The sequence below is a fragment of the Streptomyces sp. NBC_01255 genome (genome assembly GCF_036226445.1).
GTDB lineage: Bacteria > Actinomycetota > Actinomycetes > Streptomycetales > Streptomycetaceae > Streptomyces.
Genome location: NZ_CP108474.1, coordinates 2,592,817 through 2,612,343 on the forward strand (window position 1 = coordinate 2,592,817; position 19,527 = coordinate 2,612,343).

Annotated in this window: 19 protein-coding genes; 6 read left to right on the forward strand and 13 right to left on the reverse strand. The window is 71.9% G+C overall.

All coding sequences use genetic code 11. From position 1 onward, the window contains the following. Positions 1–86: 86 nt before the first annotated feature. The 5 genes from OG357_RS11245 to sigJ all read right to left on the reverse strand — a co-directional run bounded on the left by OG357_RS11245 (position 87) and on the right by sigJ (position 6,456). On the reverse strand, positions 87–1,439 hold the full coding sequence (locus OG357_RS11245; RefSeq protein ID WP_329621007.1) for a hypothetical protein: 1,353 nt from the start codon (positions 1,437–1,439) through the stop codon (positions 87–89). Positions 1,440–1,535: 96 nt separating this feature from the next. After that, positions 1,536–3,167: a citramalate synthase gene (gene cimA / locus OG357_RS11250; protein ID WP_329621008.1), complete on the reverse strand. Its 1,632-nt coding sequence runs from the start codon at positions 3,165–3,167 to the stop codon at positions 1,536–1,538. A gap of 283 nt (positions 3,168–3,450) precedes the next feature. After that, a complete protein-coding gene (locus OG357_RS11255; RefSeq protein WP_329621009.1) occupies positions 3,451–4,791 on the reverse strand; it encodes an MFS transporter in 1,341 nt (446 codons plus the stop codon). 75 nt (positions 4,792–4,866) lie between these two features. Then, positions 4,867–5,412, reverse strand: coding sequence for a TetR/AcrR family transcriptional regulator (locus OG357_RS11260; RefSeq protein ID WP_329625563.1), 546 nt, complete (start codon positions 5,410–5,412; stop codon positions 4,867–4,869). A gap of 96 nt (positions 5,413–5,508) precedes the next feature. Further along, positions 5,509–6,456 (reverse strand): RNA polymerase sigma factor SigJ, encoded by a 948-nt coding sequence (gene sigJ, locus OG357_RS11265; protein WP_329621010.1) that lies wholly within the window; start codon positions 6,454–6,456, stop codon positions 5,509–5,511. A 124-nt stretch (positions 6,457–6,580) separates the two neighbouring features. Here sigJ and OG357_RS11270 point away from each other — a divergent pair, with 124 nt between their 5' ends. After that, positions 6,581–6,976, forward strand: a complete 396-nt coding sequence (locus tag OG357_RS11270; protein ID WP_329621011.1) for a hypothetical protein — start codon at positions 6,581–6,583, stop codon at positions 6,974–6,976. Here the strand turns inward: OG357_RS11270 and OG357_RS11275 are convergent. From OG357_RS11275 to ureA, 3 genes are read right to left on the reverse strand one after another with little or no spacing between them, the layout of a single operon-like run. Beyond that, positions 6,951–7,967: an agmatine deiminase family protein gene (locus OG357_RS11275; RefSeq protein ID WP_329621012.1), complete on the reverse strand. Its 1,017-nt coding sequence runs from the start codon at positions 7,965–7,967 to the stop codon at positions 6,951–6,953. The genes OG357_RS11270 and OG357_RS11275 overlap by 26 nt on opposite strands. A gap of 9 nt (positions 7,968–7,976) precedes the next feature. Further along, on the reverse strand, positions 7,977–9,659 hold the full coding sequence (locus OG357_RS11280) for an urease subunit alpha (protein ID WP_329621013.1): 1,683 nt from the start codon (positions 9,657–9,659) through the stop codon (positions 7,977–7,979). Further along, the gene (ureA, locus tag OG357_RS11285) at positions 9,659–10,345 is read right to left on the reverse strand and encodes an urease subunit gamma (protein ID WP_329621014.1); all 687 of its coding nucleotides are present in this window, start codon (positions 10,343–10,345) and stop codon (positions 9,659–9,661) included. The genes OG357_RS11280 and ureA overlap by 1 nt, the downstream gene beginning before the upstream one ends. 143 nt (positions 10,346–10,488) lie before the next feature. On the opposite strand from ureA, the gene OG357_RS11290 reads away from it, so the two are divergent. Continuing rightward, a complete protein-coding gene (locus OG357_RS11290; protein ID WP_329621015.1) occupies positions 10,489–11,913 on the forward strand; it encodes a cytosine permease in 1,425 nt (474 codons plus the stop codon). A 3-nt stretch (positions 11,914–11,916) separates the two neighbouring features. On the opposite strand, the gene OG357_RS11295 is transcribed toward OG357_RS11290, so the two are convergent. From OG357_RS11295 to OG357_RS11310, 4 genes are all read right to left on the reverse strand, one after another. Beyond that, entirely contained in the window at positions 11,917–13,005 is a 1,089-nt protein-coding gene (locus OG357_RS11295; protein ID WP_329621016.1) for a branched-chain amino acid aminotransferase, read from the reverse strand. A gap of 259 nt (positions 13,006–13,264) precedes the next feature. Further along, positions 13,265–14,305, reverse strand: a complete 1,041-nt coding sequence (locus tag OG357_RS11300; RefSeq protein ID WP_317599419.1) for a 3-isopropylmalate dehydrogenase — start codon at positions 14,303–14,305, stop codon at positions 13,265–13,267. An 80-nt stretch (positions 14,306–14,385) separates the two neighbouring features. After that, entirely contained in the window at positions 14,386–14,517 is a 132-nt protein-coding gene (locus OG357_RS11305) for a hypothetical protein (protein WP_329621017.1), read from the reverse strand. Positions 14,518–14,769: 252 nt separating this feature from the next. After that, positions 14,770–15,690: a LysR family transcriptional regulator gene (locus tag OG357_RS11310; protein WP_329621018.1), complete on the reverse strand. Its 921-nt coding sequence runs from the start codon at positions 15,688–15,690 to the stop codon at positions 14,770–14,772. A gap of 101 nt (positions 15,691–15,791) precedes the next feature. Between OG357_RS11310 and OG357_RS11315 the strand changes: the two genes are divergently transcribed. The 3 genes from OG357_RS11315 to OG357_RS11325 are packed head-to-tail and all read left to right on the forward strand — an operon-like array spanning position 15,792 to position 17,933. Next, positions 15,792–16,793 carry an NADP-dependent oxidoreductase gene (locus OG357_RS11315; RefSeq protein WP_329621019.1) on the forward strand — a complete coding sequence of 334 codons (1,002 nt, stop codon included), beginning with the start codon at positions 15,792–15,794 and terminating at the stop codon, positions 16,791–16,793. A gap of 55 nt (positions 16,794–16,848) precedes the next feature. Beyond that, positions 16,849–17,190 carry a PadR family transcriptional regulator gene (locus OG357_RS11320; protein WP_317599414.1) on the forward strand — a complete coding sequence of 114 codons (342 nt, stop codon included), beginning with the start codon at positions 16,849–16,851 and terminating at the stop codon, positions 17,188–17,190. Continuing rightward, complete coding sequence (locus tag OG357_RS11325) at positions 17,187–17,933, forward strand: hypothetical protein (protein ID WP_329621020.1); 747 nt, start codon at positions 17,187–17,189, stop codon at positions 17,931–17,933. The genes OG357_RS11320 and OG357_RS11325 overlap by 4 nt, the downstream gene beginning before the upstream one ends. A gap of 16 nt (positions 17,934–17,949) precedes the next feature. Here OG357_RS11325 and OG357_RS11330 read toward each other — a convergent pair whose 3' ends face one another. Next, positions 17,950–18,489: a GNAT family N-acetyltransferase gene (locus OG357_RS11330; protein ID WP_329621021.1), complete on the reverse strand. Its 540-nt coding sequence runs from the start codon at positions 18,487–18,489 to the stop codon at positions 17,950–17,952. Between the two features lie 120 nt (positions 18,490–18,609). Between OG357_RS11330 and OG357_RS11335 the strand changes: the two genes are divergently transcribed. Beyond that, complete coding sequence (locus OG357_RS11335; RefSeq protein WP_329621022.1) at positions 18,610–19,491, forward strand: alpha/beta fold hydrolase; 882 nt, start codon at positions 18,610–18,612, stop codon at positions 19,489–19,491. Positions 19,492–19,527 lie beyond the last annotated feature (36 nt).

Genomic DNA, 19,527 nt, shown 5'->3' on the forward strand with positions numbered 1-19,527 from the left:
AGCACTGTCACCGATCACCGTTCGTGCGAGCACGTTTACTCAACGCGTTCAACGCGTGGGGGCCGCCGGGCCCGCAGAAGCTGCGGTCAGAACCCGCCGCCGCCGTCGAATCCGCCGCCTCCGCCGAAGTCGCCGCCGCCGAAGCCGCCACCCGAGCCGAAGTCGCCGCCGGAGAAGTCGCCGCTGGAGAAGTCGCCACCGGAGAAGTCGCCGCCCTCGAATTCGCCGCCGCCGTACTCGGAGGCGTACGCCGGGGTGGCGAGCGCGGAGCCGAGCATGGTGCCCACGAGGAGGCCGGGGAGGAGGCCGCCGCCGAAGTAGCCGCCGGCCCAGGGGCCGTAGGCGGGGCCCGCCTCCCAGTAGGGGCGGCGGCCCGAGTCCGTGTCGACCGTGCGGGCGAGGGGGTCGAGCCCGTCGTCGAGGCGCGCGGCGTCGGCGGCGCAGACCGGGACCTGGCGGGCGGCGCTGCCGGCGGGCCTCCACTCACGGTCCTCGGTGGAGAGCCCGTGGCGCGGGTCGAAGAAGCAGGGGGGCCGCCGCTCGGGCAGCGGGCGGGACTCGCGGCGGGCGGCCAGGAGGGCGAGGGAGAAGCGGCCGTCGTCCAGGGCCTGGGTGACCGGGCGGACGTCGTGCGGGTGAGCCGCGGAGCCCATCAGGGACTTGGCTTTGTCGTACGAGTCGAGGGCGCGTTCGTAGTCGTCTCGCTTGGCGTCGTCGGCGCCGGGCTCGGCGGGGTGGAAGTCGAGGCGTTCGAGCTCCTCGCCGAAGGCGGTGATGTCCTCGTCGACGACGACCCGCAGCTTGTCGAGGGCCGCCCGCTCCTCGGCCTCCTTGCGGAGCCTCTTGCGGCGGACGACGGCGTAGGCGGCTCCGCCGCTCACGGCGACGACCGCGCCGAGGGTGACGAGTCCGGCGACGGGGACCCCGGAGTCAGCGCCGACGGCGCCCCAGGTGGAGGGGGCGGAGCCGCGGATGGTGGGGAGGGCCTGGTCGGCGAAGTTGTTGAGCTCGGTGGCCGCGTCGACGCCGGGCTGGCGGACGGAGGTGACGAGGTTCTGCACGGCCCGCTCCGAGATGACGGAGGCGTCGGCCTTCGCGTCGAAGCCGTCGCCGAGGCGGATCGCGTACAGGCCGCTGACGCCGGTCTGGGTGCGCAGGATCTGGAAGAGGTCCTCCGGCGGGTACTCGGCGGTCGCCGGCAGGACGGCCATGAAGAGCGGCTTGTCCGCGTCCTTGATCTTCTGGGCGAGGGCGTCCGCGTCGGCCTGCGAGAGCTGGTCGGCGGCGCCCGGGTCGACGTACACCGGGCCCTGCTTCAGGGCGGCGGCCGCGTCGGGTATCCCCGCGGCCCTGGCGCCCACGGAGGGGGCCAGGGCCAGGAGCAGCAGGAGTATCAGCCCGGCGAGGGCCGACAGTGCGGAAAGCGACCTGGTCCTCATGTATCGAAGTTACCCGAATGGCCCCAAACAAGACATAGGTGGCCGATTCGGTTTGCCAGGTGGACGGCCCGGTCTGCTCGGCGGGGTCGGTCCGGTCTACTCGGCGGGGTCGATCCCGGCCCGCAGCAGCCCGTACGTGAAGGCGTCCTCCAGGGCCTGCCAGGAGGCCGCGATCACGTTCTCGCCGACGCCGACCGTGGCCCACTCGCCGTTGCCGTCGCTGGTCGTGATCAGGACCCGGGTCGTGGACTCGGTGCCGTGGCGGCCCTCCAGGATGCGGACCTTGTAGTCGACCAGCTCGAACTTGGCGAGCTGCGGGTAGATCCGCTCCAGGGCCACCCGCATCGCCAGGTCGAGGGCGTTGACCGGGCCGTTGCCCTCGGCGGTGGCGACGATCCGCTCGCCCTTGGCCCAGAGCTTCACGGTGGCCTCGTTGGCGTGGATGCCGTCGGGGCGGTCCTCGACGATCGCGCGCCAGGACTCCGTACGGAAGTAGCGGCGGGCCCGGCCCTCGGCCTCCTCGCGGAGCAGCAGCTCGAAGGAGGCGTCGGCGGCCTCGTACGTGTAGCCCTGGAGCTCGCGCTCCTTGACCCGCTCGACGACGCGGGCGACGAGCGCGCGGTCGTCGCCCAGGTCGACGCCGAGCTCCTTGCCCTTGAGCTCGATCGAGGCGCGGCCGGCCATGTCGGAGACGAGCATCCGCATGGTGTTGCCGACGAGCTCGGGGTCGATGTGCTGGTAGAGGTCGGGGTCGACCTTGATGGCGGAGGCGTGGAGCCCGGCCTTGTGCGCGAAGGCGGAGACGCCGACGTACGGCTGGTGCGTGGAGGGCGTGAGGTTGACGACCTCGGCGATGGCGTGCGAGATCCGGGTCATCTCGGCGAGGGCGCCCTCGGGGAGGACCTTCTTGCCGTACTTGAGCTCCAGGGCCGCGACGACGGGGAAGAGGTTGGCGTTGCCGACCCGCTCGCCGTAGCCGTTGGCGGTGCACTGCACGTGGGTGGCGCCCGCGTCGACGGCGGCGAGGGTGTTGGCGACGGCGCAGCCGGTGTCGTCCTGGGCGTGGATGCCGAGGCGGGCGCCGGTGTCGGCGAGGACGGTGGAGACCACGGCCTGGATCTGGGCAGGGAGCATGCCGCCGTTGGTGTCGCAGAGGATGACGACGTCGGCGCCGGACTCGTGCGCGGCGCGGACCACGGCCTTGGCGTAGTCGGGGTTGGCCTTGTAGCCGTCGAAGAAGTGCTCGCAGTCGACGAAGACGCGGCGGCCCTGGGCGGTCAGGTAGGAGACGGTGTCGCGGACCATCTCCAGGTTCTCGTCGAGGGTGGTGCGCAGGGCGAGCTCGACGTGCCGGTCGTGGGACTTGGCGACGAGGGTGATCACCGGGGCGCCGGAGTCGAGCAGCGCCTTGACCTGCGGGTCCTCGGCGGCGTTGCCGCCGGCCCGGCGGGTCGCGCCGAAGGCCACGAGCTGCGCGTTCTTGAACGCGATCTCCTGGCGGGCGCGGGCGAAGAACTCCGTGTCGCGCGGGTTGGCGCCGGGCCAGCCGCCCTCGATGAAGCCCACGCCGAAGTCGTCGAGGTGGCGCGCGATGGTCAGCTTGTCGGCGACGGTGAGGTTGATGCCCTCCCGCTGCGCTCCGTCGCGCAGCGTGGTGTCGAAGACGTGGAAGCTGTCGTCGACATGGCGGTCGTCGAGGCGCGGGCTCTCGCCGTTCTCCGTGGTCATGACTGTGATGGCTCCTGTCGGATGTGGCTCCGGAAGGTCTGGATCCACTTGCCCCCATTCTCACGCGCTGTCCGCTTCCGGCGTGGGTGGGGCCGGAAAACGAAAAAACCCCTCGCGGGTGCGAGAGGTCTGCGCGCGGGTCTGAGGCACGGTGTCCACTGCCGCGGGGGATGTGCCGCGGAATCAGTGGCCACTGCGGACCGGCGCGCTGCTGCCGATAATCATCGTGGTAGCAAGCACGCCGGAAGTCTGACACAGGTGTGGGGCCGCCGGGACGGCGGTCTCACGATACGGGCAGCTGATCTCGTTTCTGGCCGGGCAGGGTGCCGGGGCCGCCGGAGCCGGAGGCGCCGACCCGGCCCAGGTCGATGTCGCGGGTCTCCCGCATGACGAGATAGACGACCAGCGAGACGGCCGCGCAGCCCGCCACGTACCAGGAGAAGCCGGACTCGATCCCCGCGTTCTTGAACCACAGCGCCACGTACTCGGCGGTGCCGCCGAAGAGGGCGTTGGCGACGGCGTACGGGAGGGCGACGCCGAGGGCACGGATGCCGGTCGGGAAGAGCTCGGCCTTCACACAGGCGTTGATGGAGGTGTAGCCGGTGACGACGAGCAGCGCGAGCAGGGAGAGGCCGAGGGCCGGCCAGAAGGAGCCCGCGTGCTTGAGCATCGCCAGGATCGGCACGCTGAGGAGGGTGGAGCCGATCGCGAAGGTGATGAGGAGCGGGCGGCGGCCGATCCGGTCGGACAGCGCGCCGGCCAGCGGCTGGAGGCAGGCGAAGACGATGAGGGCGCAGAAGGAGACCAGGGTCGCGGTCTGCTTGGGCAGCCCTGCGGAGTTGGAGAGGTACTTGGTGAGGTACGTGGTGTACGTGTAGTAGGCCACGGTCCCGCCCATGGTGAGGGCGACGACGAGGAAGGCCTCGCGCCGGTGCCCCCAGAGCGCCTTGAGGGTGCCCTGCTCGCCGGCGGCCACCCCGTCGCCCGCGCTCTCCTCGTACACGTCCGTCTCCAGCATCGTGCGGCGCAGGTAGAAGACGACGGCCGCACCGAGGGCGCCGATGACGAACGGGATGCGCCAGCCCCAGCTGTGCAGGGCCTCGCTGGACATCGTCTGCTGGAGCACGATCAGCAGGCCGAGGCCGAGGACCTGGCCCGCGGTCATCGACACGTACTGGAAGCTGGAGGCGAAGCCGCGGTGCTCCGGCGCGGAGGCCTCCGTGAGGTAGGTGGCGCTGGCGGCGTACTCGCCGCCGACGGAGAGCCCCTGGAGGAGGCGGGCGATCAGGAGGACCGCCGCGCCGCCGTAGCCGGCGACGGCGTAGGTGGGGGCCACGGCGATCAGGAGCGCCGAGGCGGACATGAGGGTGACGGTGAGGGTGAGCGCCGCCTTGCGGCCCTTGCGGTCGCCGACCCGGCCGAGGAGCCAGCCGCCGACGGGCCGCATGAAGAAGCCGACGGCGAAGATGCCGGCGGTGTTCATGAGTTTCGCGGTGTCGTTCCCCTCGGGGAAGAAGGATCCCGCGAAGTAGGTGGCGAAGCTCGCGTACACGAACCAGTCGAACCATTCGACCATGTTGCCGGCGGAGCCGACCCAGATCTTCTTCCAGTGCTCTCGTCCCATGGACCGGAACCGTGCCGGAGGTCACGCACGCCCAACAAGGCTGTAGCGCACAACGATCCTGTGTACTTGCGTGCGTTACGGTCGCGGCAGCAGGTCCTGCTCGATGAACTCCCGTACGTGGGCGAGGACTTGCTCCCGGCCCGTGCCCGGGATCCCGACGGCCACATGCACACTGAAGCCGTCGAGCAAAGCCCTCGTACGGGTGGCGAACCGGTCCGGGTCGACCGCCCGGAACTCCCCCCGCGAGACCCCTTCGGCGAGGATCGCGACCAGGTCCCGGTGCCAGGCCCACTCGATGGCGGCCTGCCGGGCGCGGGCGTCGTCGTCGGCGTTCGGCGAGCGGTTCCAGACCTCCAGCCACAGGGTCCAGTGCGGGTCGCGCGGGCCCTTGGGCACGTACACGTCGACGTACCCGTCGAGCCGCTCGCGCGCGGTCCCGGGCCGGGCGAGCAGCGCGCTCCGCGCGGCGCCGAGCCGCCCCTCGCTCCACTCCAGGGTCTGGAGCAGCAGCTCGTCCTTGGTGCGGAAGTAGTAGAGCAGGTGCCCGCTGCTCATCCCGACCTGCCGCCCGAGCCCGGCCATGGTGAGCCCGTCGAGCCCGCGCTCGGCGATGGTGTCCATCGCCGCGGCGAGCACGTCCTCGCGGGGCGGGGCGGCCTGGTTGCGGCGGCGGGGAGGGGGTGGGGTCGGGTCGCTGCTCTGACTCACCCGTATGTTCTACAGGATGGCCCCGTCGGGGCCGGTCCGGGCCCTGTCGGGTCGGCTCCCGGTCCACGCGCGGAGCTTCTCCGGGTTGCGGACCGCCCAGATGCGGGTGACGCGGTCGCCGTCGAGCTCGAACGCGGCCACGGTCACGGTCACCCCGGTGTGCTGGGCGACGAGCCCGGGCAGGCCGTTGACCGTCCGCTCCAGGAGCCTCAGCCCCGGGGCCTTGTCGGCGATGTGGATCAGGTACGCGGCGATCTGCTCGGCGCCCTCGACCGGGTGCAGGACGGTGCCGACCAGGCCGCCGCCGTCGGAGACCATCGCGGCGTCGGGGTCGAGGAGGCCGACGAGGGCCTCGATGTCCCGGGCCTCCCACGCCTCCTTGAAGTGCCGCACCAGACCGGCCTGCCCCGGCGAAGGAGCCGTCGGCGCCGCCGGGACCCGCGCGGCGCCGACGCGCCGACGGGCCGAGGTCGCCAGCTGGCGGCAGGCGGCGGGCGTCCGCCCGATGATCTCGGCGATCTCCGCGAAGGGGTAGCGGAAGACGTCGTGGAGGACGAACGCCACGCGCTCGGCCGGCGTCATCGACTCCAGGACGACGAGGAAGGCCATGCTCACCGACTCGTCCAGGGTGATCCGGTCGGCCGGGTCGCCCCCGCCCGCCCACTCCGCGCGGTCGGGCAGCGGCTCGGGTATCCACGCCCCGACATAGCGCTCGCGCCGGGCCCGCGCCGAGCCGAGCACGTCGAGGCAGATGCGGCCGGCCACGGTCGTCAGCCAGGCGCCGGGCGACGCGATGGCCGCCTGCTCCCGCCGCGACATCGCGTACCAGCGGGTGTACGTCTCCTGTACGGCGTCCTCGGCCTCGGCCAGTGAACCGAGCAGCCGGTAGGCGAGGTTGGTGAGGTGGCGCCGCTCGCCGACGACGGCGTCCGGTTCCACCTCGGGCTGTGTGCTCATGGTGCCGACCGCTCCCTGTTCCCCCGTGGGTCCGACACCTCGCCTCACATTTCGCGGGGCTGCGTCGTCGGACTGTCGAGAGAGTACCGATCCACCGCCGCGAGGCAGAAGAAGGGACCACATCATGGCCGTACAGACGACTCCGGCACCGGGCAGGTTCACGTTCTCGCAGGTCGCGGTCGCCCTGCAGACCCTGGCCCTGTTCTTCCAGGCGGTCACCGCCGGCATGCTGCTGTCCGGGTCCCTCGGCACGACGCTGCACGACGCCGGCTCGAAGGTGATGTACGGCGCGTCGATGCTGTACCTCGTGGCCGCGATACTGGCGTGGCGGCGGGGCGGGGGCTCCCCTCGCCCGGCCCTGTACGCCACCGGCTTCCTCGTGCTCGCCTCGGCGCAGGTGGTGCTCGGCGTCATGCACGTGCCGTCGGTCCACGTCCCCCTGGGCATCGTGATGTTCGCCCTGAGCGTCCTGGCGCTGGCCGCCACGGTGCGGACTACACGCGGGGCTGCTGCTGCGTGATGCAGTGGATGCCGCCGCCGCCCGCGAAGATCGCCCGTGCGTCGACCAGGGTCACCGTGCGGTCCGGGAAGAGCCGGCGGAAGATCTCGGCGGCGAGTTCGTCGTGCGGGTCGTCGAAGGCGCACAGGACCACGCCGTCGTTGCACAGGTAGTGGTTGATGTAGGAGTAGTCGACCCAGTCGCCCTCCTCGTCCTTGAGGACGGTGGGGGCCGGGATCTCCACGACCTCCAGGGGGCGGCCCTGCGCGTCCGTCTGACCGCGGAGGATGCTCACGTACATCCGCGAGCGCTCGTAGTCCGGGTGGGCCGGGTCCTGCTGGCTGTGGACGAGGATCGTGCCGGGGCGGGCGAAGGCGGCGACGATGTCGACGTGGCCCTGGGTGCCGTACAGGCCGTAGTCGCCGCTGAGGCCGTGCGGGAGCCAGATGGCCTTCGTGGTGCCGAGCTTGGCGTGGATCTCGGCCTCGACCTGTGCGCGGGTCCACTCCGGATTGCGGCCCGAGCCGAGCTGGACGGTGTCGGTCAGCAGGACCGTGCCCTCGCCGTCGACGTGGATCGCGCCGCCCTCGTTGACCAGCGGGGAGGAGAGTACGGGGATCCCGGCGGCGTCCGCGACATGGCGGGCGATCTTGGAGTCGTGCTCCCAGCGGGCCCAGTCCTGGGCGCCCCAGCCGTTGAACACCCAGTCCACGGCCGCCAGTTCGGTGCCGTTCGTGACGAAGGTCGGGCCGATGTCCCGCATCCAGGCGTCGTCGAGGTCGCGCTCGACCAGCTCGATCTCCGGGCCGAGGAGTTCGGCGGCCGACTCCGTGTCGCCGGGGGCGACGACCATCGTCACCGGCTCGTAGCCGCGTACGGCCCGGGCCACGGACGCCCAGGCGGCGCGCGCCTCGGCGAGCTCCTCCTCGTTGGTGAAGGTGGGGTTGGTGCTGGGCCAGGCCATCCAGGTGCGCTCGTGCGGCATCCACTCGGCGGGCATACGGAACGTCATCGAAGAGTCCTAGAGGAAGTAGAGGCGGTTGAGGGAGACGGACTCGGCCGCTTCGGAGCGGATCGGGGAGCCGTCGAGCGAGACGAGGCCCGTATCGCCGTCGACCTGCACGTCTCCGGTACGGGAGTTGAAGACCAGGTCCGCGGGGCCGATGCCGCGCGTGCCGCGCACGGGGACGCGGCGGCGGCGGGTCGGCAGCGCGTCGGAGCCGAGGTCGACGGCGGCCCGCGCCACGAACGCGACGGAGAGGTCGGCGGCCGTGGCGCCGTGCGCGCCGAACAGCGGTCCGAGGACGAGCGGTTCACAGGTGTCCGTGGCGGCGTTCGGATCGCCCACGACCCCCCACGCGGGGAAGCCGGACTTCAGCACCATCTGCGGCTTGGCTCCGAAGAACTCCGGCCGCCACAGCACGATGTCGGCCAGCTTGCCGACCTCGATCGAGCCGATCTCGTGTGCGAGGCCGTGGGCGATCGCCGGGTTGATGGTGAGCTTGGCCATGTACCGCAGGACGCGCGCGTTGTCGTCGTGCGCGCCGTCGCCCTCCAGCGGGCCCAGCTCGGCCTTCATCTTCCCGGCCATGGCGAAGGTCCGGCGTACGGTCTCGCCGGCCCTTCCCATCCCCTGCGCGTCGGATGAGGTGATCCCGATCGCGCCGAGGTCGTGCAGGACGTCCTCCGCGCCCATCGTCCCGGCCCGGATCCGGTCGCGCGCCATGGCGGCGTCGCCCGGGAGGTCGGTCTTCAGGTCGTGGACGGAGACGATCATCCCGTAGTGCTCGGCGACCGCGTCGCGGCCGAAGGGCAGGGTGGGGTTGGTGGAGGAGCCGATGACGTTCGGCACGCCCGCCATCTTCAGGACGTTGGGGACGTGTCCGCCGCCGCAGCCCTCGATGTGGAAGGCGTGGATGGTCCGGCCGTCCAGGACGCGGAGGGTGTCCTCCACCGAAAGGCATTCGTTGAGGCCGTCGCTGTGCAGGGCGACCTGGACGTCGTGCTCCTCGGCGACCCGCAGGGCGGTGTCGAGGGCCCGGGTGTGGGCGCCCATGTCCTCGTGCACCTTGAAGCCGGACGCCCCGCCCTCCGCCAGCGCCTCCACGAGCGGCGCCGGGTCCGAGGACGAGCCGCGGGCCAGGAAGCCGATGTTCACCGGCCAGGCGTCGAAGGCGTTGAAGGCGTGGCGCAGCGCCCAGGGCGAGTTGACGCCGACGCCCCAGACGGGGCCGAACTCCTGGCCGATGATCGTGGTGACGCCGCTCGCGAGCGAGGCCTCCATGATCCGGGGGGAGAGCAGGTGGACGTGGGTGTCGACGGCTCCGGCGGTGGCGATGAGGCCCTCGCCGGAGACGATCGAGGTGCCGGTGCCGACGACGACGTCGACGCCGTCGAGGGTGTCGGGGTTGCCGGCCCGGCCGATGGCGTGGATCCGGCCCTCGCGGATGCCGATGGACACCTTGCGGATGCCCTGCACGGCGTCGATGACGAGGACGTTGCTGATGACGACGTCGCAGGTCTCGCGGACGGCGGCGGCCTTGAGGTGGAGGCCGTCGCGGGCGGTCTTGCCGAATCCGGCGAGGAACTCGTCGCCGTGCTTCTGGGAGTCGGACTCGACGCGGACGACGAGCCCGGAGTCGCCCAGGACGACGCGGTCGCCGGCCCGGGGGCCGTGTACGGAGGCGTACTCGTACGGGTCCATCAGTTGCCCTCGATTCCCAGGTAGCCGCACGCCCGCGCCCTGCGCAGGGCTTCTTCCTTCGCGCCGGGCGCGTCCAGCGGGCCGTCGACCAGGCCCGCGAAGCCGATGGCGACGCGCGCGCCGCCGATCGGCACGAGGCCGACCTCGGCCTCGCCGCCCGGGTCGAAGCGGAAGGAGGCGCCGGCCGGGATGGCGAGCCGCATGCCGTAGGAGGCGGCCCGGTCGAAGTCGAGGCGGGGGTTGGCCTCGAAGAAGTGGAAGTGGGAGGTGACGCTCACGGGCACGGTCGCCGTGTTCCGTACGTGGACGGTGACCGCGGGCGCGGGCTCCGGGTGCTCGGGGCCGGGCAGCAGGGCGCCCGGCGCCTCCGCCCCCAGCCGTCCTCCGCCGATCGGGTCGGAGACGACCGCGAGCCGGGAACCGTCGTCGAAGACGGCCTCCACATGGACCTCGGTGACCACGTCGGCGACGCCGGGGAGGACGTCGTCGGGGCCGAGGACCGAGCGGGCCTGGGCGATCGCCTCGGCGAGTCGCTTGCCGTCGCGGGCCGCCTCGCAGACGGTGTCCGCGATGAGCGCGGTCGCCTCGGGGACATTGAGCCGCAGGCCCCGGGCCCGGCGGGCACGGGCGAGCTCGGCGGCGCCGAAGAGCAGCAGCCGGTCGCGTTCCGTGGGGGTCAGTCGCACGTCCGAAACACCTCCTGTTTGAGCGCCACTCTAAATGTTGAGACGCCGGGAGCCAAGCATTGACGTGGCCGACGACGTAAGTCACATTGAGCGTCACTCTAAAAGTGAGCCCGTTCCCGTCCCCCAGGCCCCCAGGAGTCCTCATGCCGATAGAACAGCGCGGAGTCGACACCGTCCCCGAGGCCGAACGCACCAGCGGCCCCCGTGATCTCTTCTCGATCCTGCTCGGCTCCAACCTGTGTCTGGGCGTGATCGTCTTCGGCTGGCTCCCCGTCTCCTTCGGCCTCGACCTCTGGGGCTCGGTCACCTCGGTGGTCGCCGGGACCGTCGTCGGCGTCGCCGTCACCGCCCCGCTCGCGCTCGTCTCCCTCCGTACCGCCACCAACCTCTCCACCTCCTCCGGCGCCTTCTTCGGCGTCCGCGGCCGGCTCGTCGGCTCGGTGGTCGGACTGCTGCTGTCGCTCGGCTACACCGCGCTGACGCTGTGGATCGGCGGGGACGTCATCGTGGGGACGCTGGCCCGGCTGACGGGCCTGCCGACCGGCGGCGCCTCGCACGCCGTCGTCTACGCCCTGCTCGCCGCCGGCACGGTCGTCGCCGCGGTCTACGGCTACCGGCTCCTGCTCGCGCTGAGCAAGGCCCTCGCGGTCGGCATGACCGTGCTCCTCGCGCTCGGCCTGGTCGCGTACGCCGGGGACTTCACGGCGGCCGCCGTACCGGAGACCCCGTACCTGCTCGGCTCGTTCTGGCCGACCTGGCTGCTCTCCGCGGTCGCCGCCGGGCTCAGCGGGCCCGTCGCCTTCATCACCCTGCTCGGCGACTACACCCGGTACGTCTCACCCGAACGGCACGGCGCGAAGAAGGTCTGGCGCGCCACCTGCCTCGGCCTGCTCGTCGGCCTCCTGATCCCCCAGCTCTTCGGCACGTTCACCGCTCTCGCGTCCCGCGGTGCCCTCGACTACGCGGGGCCGCTCGTCGCCGCCTCCCCCGCCTGGTACCTGGTGCCGCTGCTGCTCGCGGCCACGGCCGGGTCCGTCGGCAACGCCGGGCTGATGCTGTACTCGATGGGGCTCGACCTCGACGCGATCCTGCCCAGGGCCACCCGGGCGCGCGCCACACTCGTCGTCGCGGCGGTGGCGACGGCCTTCGTGTTCCTGGGCCACTTCGCCTCGGACGCCCAGACGGCGATGACCTCGTTCGTCCTGCTGCTCACCGCGATCGGCACCCCGTGGGCCGTGATCACCCTGATCGGGCACGCGCGCTGCGGGGGGACGTACGACCCGGAGGCCCTCCAGGTCTACAACCGCCGCTCGCGCGGCGGGATCTACTGGTTCTCGGCGGGCTGGCACCCGCGCGCCACCGCCTCCTGGGCGATCGGCGCGGCGGTCGGCCTGGCCGGGGTGTCGACGCCGCTCTACGAGGGGCCGCTGCTCGCCCTGACGGGCGGGATCGACTGCAGCTTCATGCTGTCGGGGCTGGTGGGCGGCGCGCTGTACGCCGTACTGACGCCGACGAGGGCCCCCGAGACGGTTCCTGCCGTCTCCGAGGCCCTCGCGGAAGTGGAGTAGCGACTAGCCGAGCTCGTGCATCCAGCCGTGGGCGTCCTCGGCCTTGCCGGTCTGGACGGCGAGCAGCGCGTCGCGCAGCTTCATCGTGACCTCGCCGGGCTCGCCGCCCGACTGCTGCCACTCGCCCCGCTCGGACTTGACCGTGCCGACCGGGGTGATCACGGCGGCGGTGCCGCAGGCGAAGACCTCGGTGAGGGTGCCGTTCGCGGAGTCGGCCTGCCACTGGTCGATGGAGACGCGGCCCTCCTCCGGCTTCAGACCGAGGTCCGCCGCCAGCTTGAGCAGCGAGTCACGGGTGATGCCGGCGAGGAGCGAACCGGTGAGGGTCGGGGTGACGAGCTTGTCGCCGTACACGAAGTACAGGTTCATGCCGCCGAGTTCCTCGACCCACTTGTGCTCCACGGCGTCGAGGTAGGCGACCTGGTCGCAGCCCTTCTCCGCCGCCTCGGCCTGCGCGAGCAGGGAGGCCGCGTAGTTGCCGCCGGTCTTGGCGTCGCCGACGCCGCCGGGGACGGCGCGGACGCGGTTCTCGGAGAGCCAGATGGAGACGGGCTTCACGCCACCGGGGAAGTACGGGCCGGCCGGCGAGGCGATGACGACGAAGAGGTACTCGTTGGCCGGGCGGACGCCCAGGCCCACCTCGGTCGCGATCATGAACGGGCGCAGGTAGAGCGAGGCCTCGCCGCCGTGCGCCGGAACCCACGCCTTGTCCTGCCGGACGAGCAGGTCACAGGCCTCGACGAACGTCTCGACGGGCAGCTCCGGCATGGCCAGACGGCGGGCGGAGGCCTGGAAGCGGCGGGCGTTGGCGTCCGGGCGGAAGCTGGCGACGGAGCCGTCGGGGCGGCGGTAGGCCTTCAGGCCCTCGAAGATCTCCTGCGCGTAGTGCAGGACGTTCGTCGCCGGGTCCAGGTGCAGCGGGCCGTACGGCACGAGCTGGCCGTCGTGCCAGCCTCGACCCTCGGTCCACCGGATGGTGACCATGTGGTCGGTGAAGTGGCGGCCGAATCCCGGGTTGGCCAGGATCGCCTCGCGCTCCGCGTCGGACAGCGGGCTGGAGGAGGGCTTGAGCTCGATCGTGGGCGTCGTCATGAGTGCGTGTCCTTCACCGGTTGTGTGTGTCGGACCGCGCTCACGCCTCAGTCATCGGCTGATGTCCATGACTGCTTGGACGTCCGAGCATGCCCGCATGCCGCGGCCCCACGTTCGATTATCGCTCGCGGGGACCGGTGGAGGAAACGGGTGAACGCGGTCCAGGGTTCGATGGTGGCACCCTTCGGCCGCACAGGTACAGCCGCCGGGTGCAGGTGCGACCCGGCGGCTGCTGTCAGATGTCAGTCGGCTGCGCGGGTCAGCTCGCTACTCGCGCGGCGAGCGCGTCGCCGATCTCGGCCGTCGTACGGACGGCAGCGCCCCGCTCCGTGAGGTCGGCGGCGACGGCCTTCTCGACCCGGACGGCCTCGGCCTCGTAGCCGAGGTGGCGCAGCAGGAGGGCGACGGAGAGGACGGTGGCCGTGGGGTCGGCCTTGCCCTGGCCCGCGATGTCCGGCGCGGAGCCGTGGACCGGCTCGAACATGGACGGGAACTCGCCGCTCGGGTTGATGTTGCCCGAGGCGGCGACGCCGATGCCGCCGGAGACGGCCGCCGCGAGGTCGGTGATGATGTCGCCGAAGAGGTTGTCGGTGACGATGACGTCGAAGCGGGCCGGGTCGGTGACGAGGAAGATCGTCGCGGCGTCGACGTGCAGGTAGTCGGTAGTGACCTCGGGGAACTCGGCCGCGACCTTGGTGAAGATGTTCGTCCACAGGTGACCGGCGAAGGTCAGCACGTTGTTCTTGTGGACCAGCGTGAGCTTCTTGCGCGGGCGGGCCTGGGCGCGGGCGAAGGCGTCCCGGACGACACGCTCGACACCGAACGCGGTGTTGACCGAGACCTCGGTGGCGACCTCGTGCGGGGTGCCCTTGCGGATGGTGCCGCCGTTGCCGGTGTACGGGCCCTCGGTGCCCTCGCGGACCACGACGAAGTCGATCTCGGGCTGCCCGGCGAGCGGGGTGGCGACGCCGGGGAGCAGCTTCGAGGGACGCAGGTTCACGTGGTGGTCGAAGGCGAAGCGGAGCTTCAGCAGGAAGCCGCGCTCCAGGACACCGGACGGCACCGACGGGTCGCCGATGGCGCCGAGCAGGATGGCGTCGTGCTTCTTGAGGGAGTCGAGATCGGCGTCGGTGAGGGTCTCACCGGTGGCGTGGTAGCGCTTGGCGCCGAAGTCGTACTCCTCGGTCTCCAGCTTCACGTCCTGGGGAAGGACGGCCGAGAGGATCTTGAGACCCTCGGCCACGACCTCCTGGCCGATGCCGTCGCCGGGAATGACTGCGAGATTGATGCTGTGAGACATGTCGGCACCCTACTCTTCGTCCCATCGTCTGACACGTTCCGTCCATCATGTGGACGAACGGACAGTCCGAACGGGGGACGTCAGTGGCCGGTGGAGCCGCCGTTGTCACGGCGGTCGAGGGCGCGCTGGAGGGCGGCGGCGGCGTTCTGGCGAGCCTCGTCGCTGGAACGGCCGGCGGAGTGGCGGACACGGCGGGTGGTCTGAGATGCCATGAGGGATCGACTCCTTGAGATCAGTGATGATCCGAAAGTGCGGAGATCAGTGGTGATCGAAGGTGCCGGCAGGGGCGGGGAGCGCCGCCGCAGGGGTTGCCTGCACAGGGGCGTCGCGCTCTCGACCGCCATTCGCTGATGTAGCGAGACGTTCGGCTTCTACAAAGCTAGGGCAGGCCGCCGCATCTGTCTCCACAATTACTCGGACTTCCTACTATCTGAGACGGCGTGGGACCGAGGGTGGACGGGAAGTCACCCGGCGACGGCCCGCAGCTCGCGGATGAGCGCCCGTACGGCGAGGGACGAGGCCAGTTCGGGGGTGGTGACGTACCCCACCGAACGTGTCGGGCGCTCCGGTCCGAGATCGGTGATCTCGACCGTGGACGGTGCTCCGACCAGCGAGAGTTCCGGCATCACGGCCATGCCGTAACCGGTGCTCACCATCGAGAGCACCGCTCCGTCGTCCTCGGCCTGCACCGTCGCCGGCGGCAGCCACTCCTGCCCGGCCCACCATTCCCGGGTGTACGAGGTGCAGTTCTCCGTCCAGTCGACCAGCGGCAGCGAGCGCGGCGCCGGGTGCCCGGCCGGATGCACCAGCGCATACCCCTCCTCCACCAGTACGCCCCCGACCAGCTCCGGCGGCACGGGCGAGGTGGTCCCGAGGGTCGCGATCCCCAGGTCCGCCCGCCCGTCGAGGACTTCGCCCGCCGTGCCGCGCCCGATCTCCCGCACGATCCGCACCTCCGGCACGATCTCGGGGTGCCGCGCCGTCAACCGCCCCAGGGCACGCGGCAGCAGATGCAGCGCCGCACTACGGAAGGCCGCGATCCGCAGCGGCCCGGCGAGGGTGCCCGACGCACCGTCCTGCGCCGCGCCGCGCACCTCGGCGGCCATCACATCGAGGAGCCGGAGCACGCGCCGGGCGTGCGCGAGGGCCCGCTCACCGGCCGCCGTCGGAGTGGCGCCGGTCCGCCCCCGGTCGAAGAGGACGGCACCCAGCTTGCGTTCGGTGGTACGCACCGAGTGCGAGACGGCGGACTGGGTCATCCCGAGGGCGACGGCGGCGGCCGAGAAGCCGCGCTCGCGGCCGACGGCCACCAGGACGCGCAGTTCGCGCGGGGCGATGTCGTCGGTCCTCGCGGTTCCGTCGGTCCTCGCGGTTCCGTCGGCCATCAGGGCTCCCACCTGCCTGTATGAGCGGCATTCATGGATCGGCCGCGGCCATCGACGCTACCCCCTGCCCAGGCCGCGGATCCCCTCCTACCGTCACCTCCATGACGACCGACACCATGATCACCGTCCAGCAGGCCGCCCGTCCCACCGGCTTCCCCACCCCCGACCTGTTCTCCTTCGTCGAGTCCCCCGTCCCGGCACCGGAGCCGGGCACCGCCCTCGTCGAGAACCTCCAGTGGTCCGTCGACCCGTACCACCGCGAGGCGATGGACACGGACGAGATCTGGACGCTGGACTCCCCCATGGAGGGCCGCACCCTGGGCCGTGTGGTCGACTCCCGCGACCCGGCCCTGCGCCCCGGCGACCTCGTCCTGCACCGCAAGGGCTGGCGCACCCACGCCCTGGTCACGAAGGACGAGGCCCGCCCGGTGCCGGACTTCGAGGGCGTCCCGCTCGCCGCGCATCTGAGCCTGCTCGGCGGTACGGGCCTGTCGGCCTACGTGGGCCTCACCCGGATCGCACGGCTCCAGCCGGGCGAGGACCTCTTCGTGTCCGCCGCGGCGGGCGGCGTGGGCACGGCAGCGGGACGGCTCGCCCGGCTGCTGGGCGTGGGGCGGCTCGTGGGCAGCGCGGGTTCGGCGCGCAAGGTGGCGTACCTGACGGAGGAGATCGGCTTCGACGCGGCCTTCGACTACCACGAGGGCCCGGTCCCGGAGCTGCTCGCGAAGGCGGCCCCGGCCGGGCTCGACGCGGTCCTGGACGGGGTGGGCGGCGAGCATCTGGAGGCCGCGATCGCCTCGCTGCGCCCGTTCGGCCGGATCGCCTGGGTCGGCGCGGTGGGCCAGTACCACGCGCTCTCCGCTCCCCCGCCGGCCCCGCGCAACCTCTTCGACGTGGTCGGCAAGAGCATCCGGCTCGAAGGCTTCCTCGTACGCGACCACGCGGACGCGCTGGAGGAGCTGTACGACCTGACCGTCCCGCACCTGCGCGGCGGGACGCTGCCCCTGGATGTGACGGTGGTGGAGGGCTTCGAGCACATCGTGAGCGCGTTCCTGGGGATGCTGCGCGGCGAGAACCTCGGAAAAATGCTGGTCGCCGCCTAGGCCCGACACTCCTATCTAGTTTGCATTCCTACCTAGCTGGTGCTCCAATACACCCATGGCCGCAGACCGCAGATCCAGCTGGCTCAAGGGAGTCCTCGACCTGCTCGTCCTCTCCCGCCTGACCGACGGCGAGAGCTACGGGTACGAGATCGCCAAGGCGCTCGCCGAGGCGGGACTCGGCGAGATCAAGGGCGGGACGCTCTATCCCGTGCTGAACCGCCTGGAGGAAGCCGGTCTGGTGGAGGCCGAGTTCCGCGCCGCCGAGCGCGGACCGGGCCGCCGCTACTACCGGCTCACCGAGCGGGGGCGCGAGCACCTCGCCGCCGAGAGCCGGGACTGGCTGCGGTTCCACCGCGCCGTCGAGACCACGCTGCACCCAGGGGGAACCACGACATGAGCACGACCACGGACACCGACCGGTACTTCACCGAGCTGACCGACGCCCTGCGGACCGCGGGCGTGCCGGACGAGCAGATCACCGCCACCGTCGAGGACCTCCGCGGACACCTCGCCGAGACCGGGACGCGCCCGGAGGAGGAGTTCGGCCCGGCCGCCGACTTCGCGGCGCAGCTCGGCGGGCTGGCCCCGCGCCCCGCCGAGCCGGACGAGCAGGCGGAGAACTGGACCTGGACGGCCGACATCTTCAACGACCGCCGGATGCTTGCCGCGCACGGCGACCAGGGCTGGGAGGTGGAGTCCCTGGACTCCCTCGGCCGGTTCGTCTGCCGCCGCTCCGCGACGGCGGCACTGCGCTGGGAGTACCGCCGTGAGGTCATCGGCGCCCGGCGCCGCGCCAAGGTGCTGGCCGAGCTGGAGCCCGAGGGCTGGGAGCTGTGCGGCGAGTGGCTGGTGTACGGCTACTTCAAGCGGCCGCGCGCGGCGACGGCGGGCCCGGCGGGCGCCCTGGAGGCCCGGCCGGCCGCCCCGCTCCGGTGGCTGTTCCTGAGCCGGCGCGGCAAGGTGGCGCTCGCGGTGTGGCTCGTGCTGGTCGGCGGCGCGATGGCGGCCTGCTTCATGGGGACGCTCGGCACGGGCGGGCTCGCGATCACCATCGCCCTCGTCTCCATGTTCTCCGCCCTGTTCACCTCCCACCTGGAGACGACCAAGGGGCGGGTGGATCAGGGCCGCTCCACGTCCTGACCGTCCCTGCCCTCCCTCACATCACGTCCCCGTCGCGCCAGTCGAAGACGAGCGGGTCGGCGGGGTCCGGCAGGGCCCGGCCACCCGCCGCCGGACGCAGGAAGGCGGACCCCTCCTCCTCCGTGAGCCGGACGATCCCCTCGGGCCCGAGGACCTCGATCCGCCCCTCCCAGACCCGCCAGCCGCGCGCCCGGTAGAGCGCGGCCCCGTCGTCCGACGCGCTGAGCGCCCCGAAGGCGTACGCGCCGTCGATCACCTGCTCCAGGCCGTCCATCACGGCCCCGCCGAGCCCCCGCCGCCGGAGGTCGCTCCGGACGCCGACCCCTTCGACGTACCCGACGCGGTACGAACGCCCCCGGTGGAGCACGCGCCGCATGACGACGGCCCCGTGGGCGGCGATGCCCCGCCCGTCCTCGATCCAGGCATGGACGCCGCCGAGGGCGTGGTCCCAGTCCTCGTCGGCGAAGTCGCCGTCGAAGGCGGAATCCAGCATCGCGCGGACGGAGCGAAGCCGCCCGGCCCCGAGTTCATGGGTGGGCGCGATCCTCAAGGTCATGCGCTCACCCTCCCACAATCCAAGCTAACCCCTTAAAGGCAATTGACAGGTTAGCTCGGGCCTGATTGAGTCAAGCCCGTCAAGCCGTAACCAGCGAGATGCACTTAAGGGGTTAGAACGATGACCGTGCTGCCGATCCACCACCGCACCGCCACCGTCCGCGGCCACGAGATCGCCTACCGCGAGGCCGGGCCGGCCGACGCCCCGGTCCTGCTCCTGCTGCACGGCTTCCCCACCAGCTCGCACATGTTCCGCGATCTGATCCCGCTGCTCGCCGACGACTACCGGCTGATCGCCCCCGACCACCTGGGCTTCGGCCGCAGCGCGGCCCCCTCCGCCGCCGACTTCGACTACACGTTTGCCGAACTGGCAGCGCTCACCGACGAGTTCACCCAGACCCTGGGCCTGGACCGGTACGCCCTCTACATCCAGGACTACGGCTCCCCCATCGGCCTGCGCCTCGCGCTCGCCCACCCCGAGCGCGTCACCGCGATCATCAGCCAGAACGGCAACGCCTACGACGAGGGCCTCGGCGCCGAGGCCTGGGCCCCGGTCCTCGCGCTCATCGAGAACCGCACCCCCGAGACGGAGGAGCCGGTCCGCGGCATCCGCTCCCTCGACGGCATCAAGTGGCAGTACGAGACCGGCGTCCCCGCCGAGTACCGCGACCTGCTCAGCCCCGACGCCTGGCACCACGACGCCACCCTCATGGCCCGCGAAGGCCAGGACGAGATCCAGCTCGGCCTGATCGCCGACTACGGCTCCAACTTCGCCCTCTACCCCGCCTTCCAGGAGTACTTCCGCACCTCCCGGGTCCCCCTCCTCGCGGTCTGGGGCGAGGGCGACCAGGTCTTCGTCCCGGCGGGCGCCGAAGCCTTCCGCCGCGACCTCCCGGACGCGGAGATCCACCTGCTCCCCACGGGCCACTTCGCCCTGGAGACCCACGCGCCGGCGATCGCGGGGCTCATCGGCGACTTCCTCAAGCGCCGCGCCGGGGAATGAGAACCGCCCCCGTCCTCAATTGGGGGTAGAGGAGGG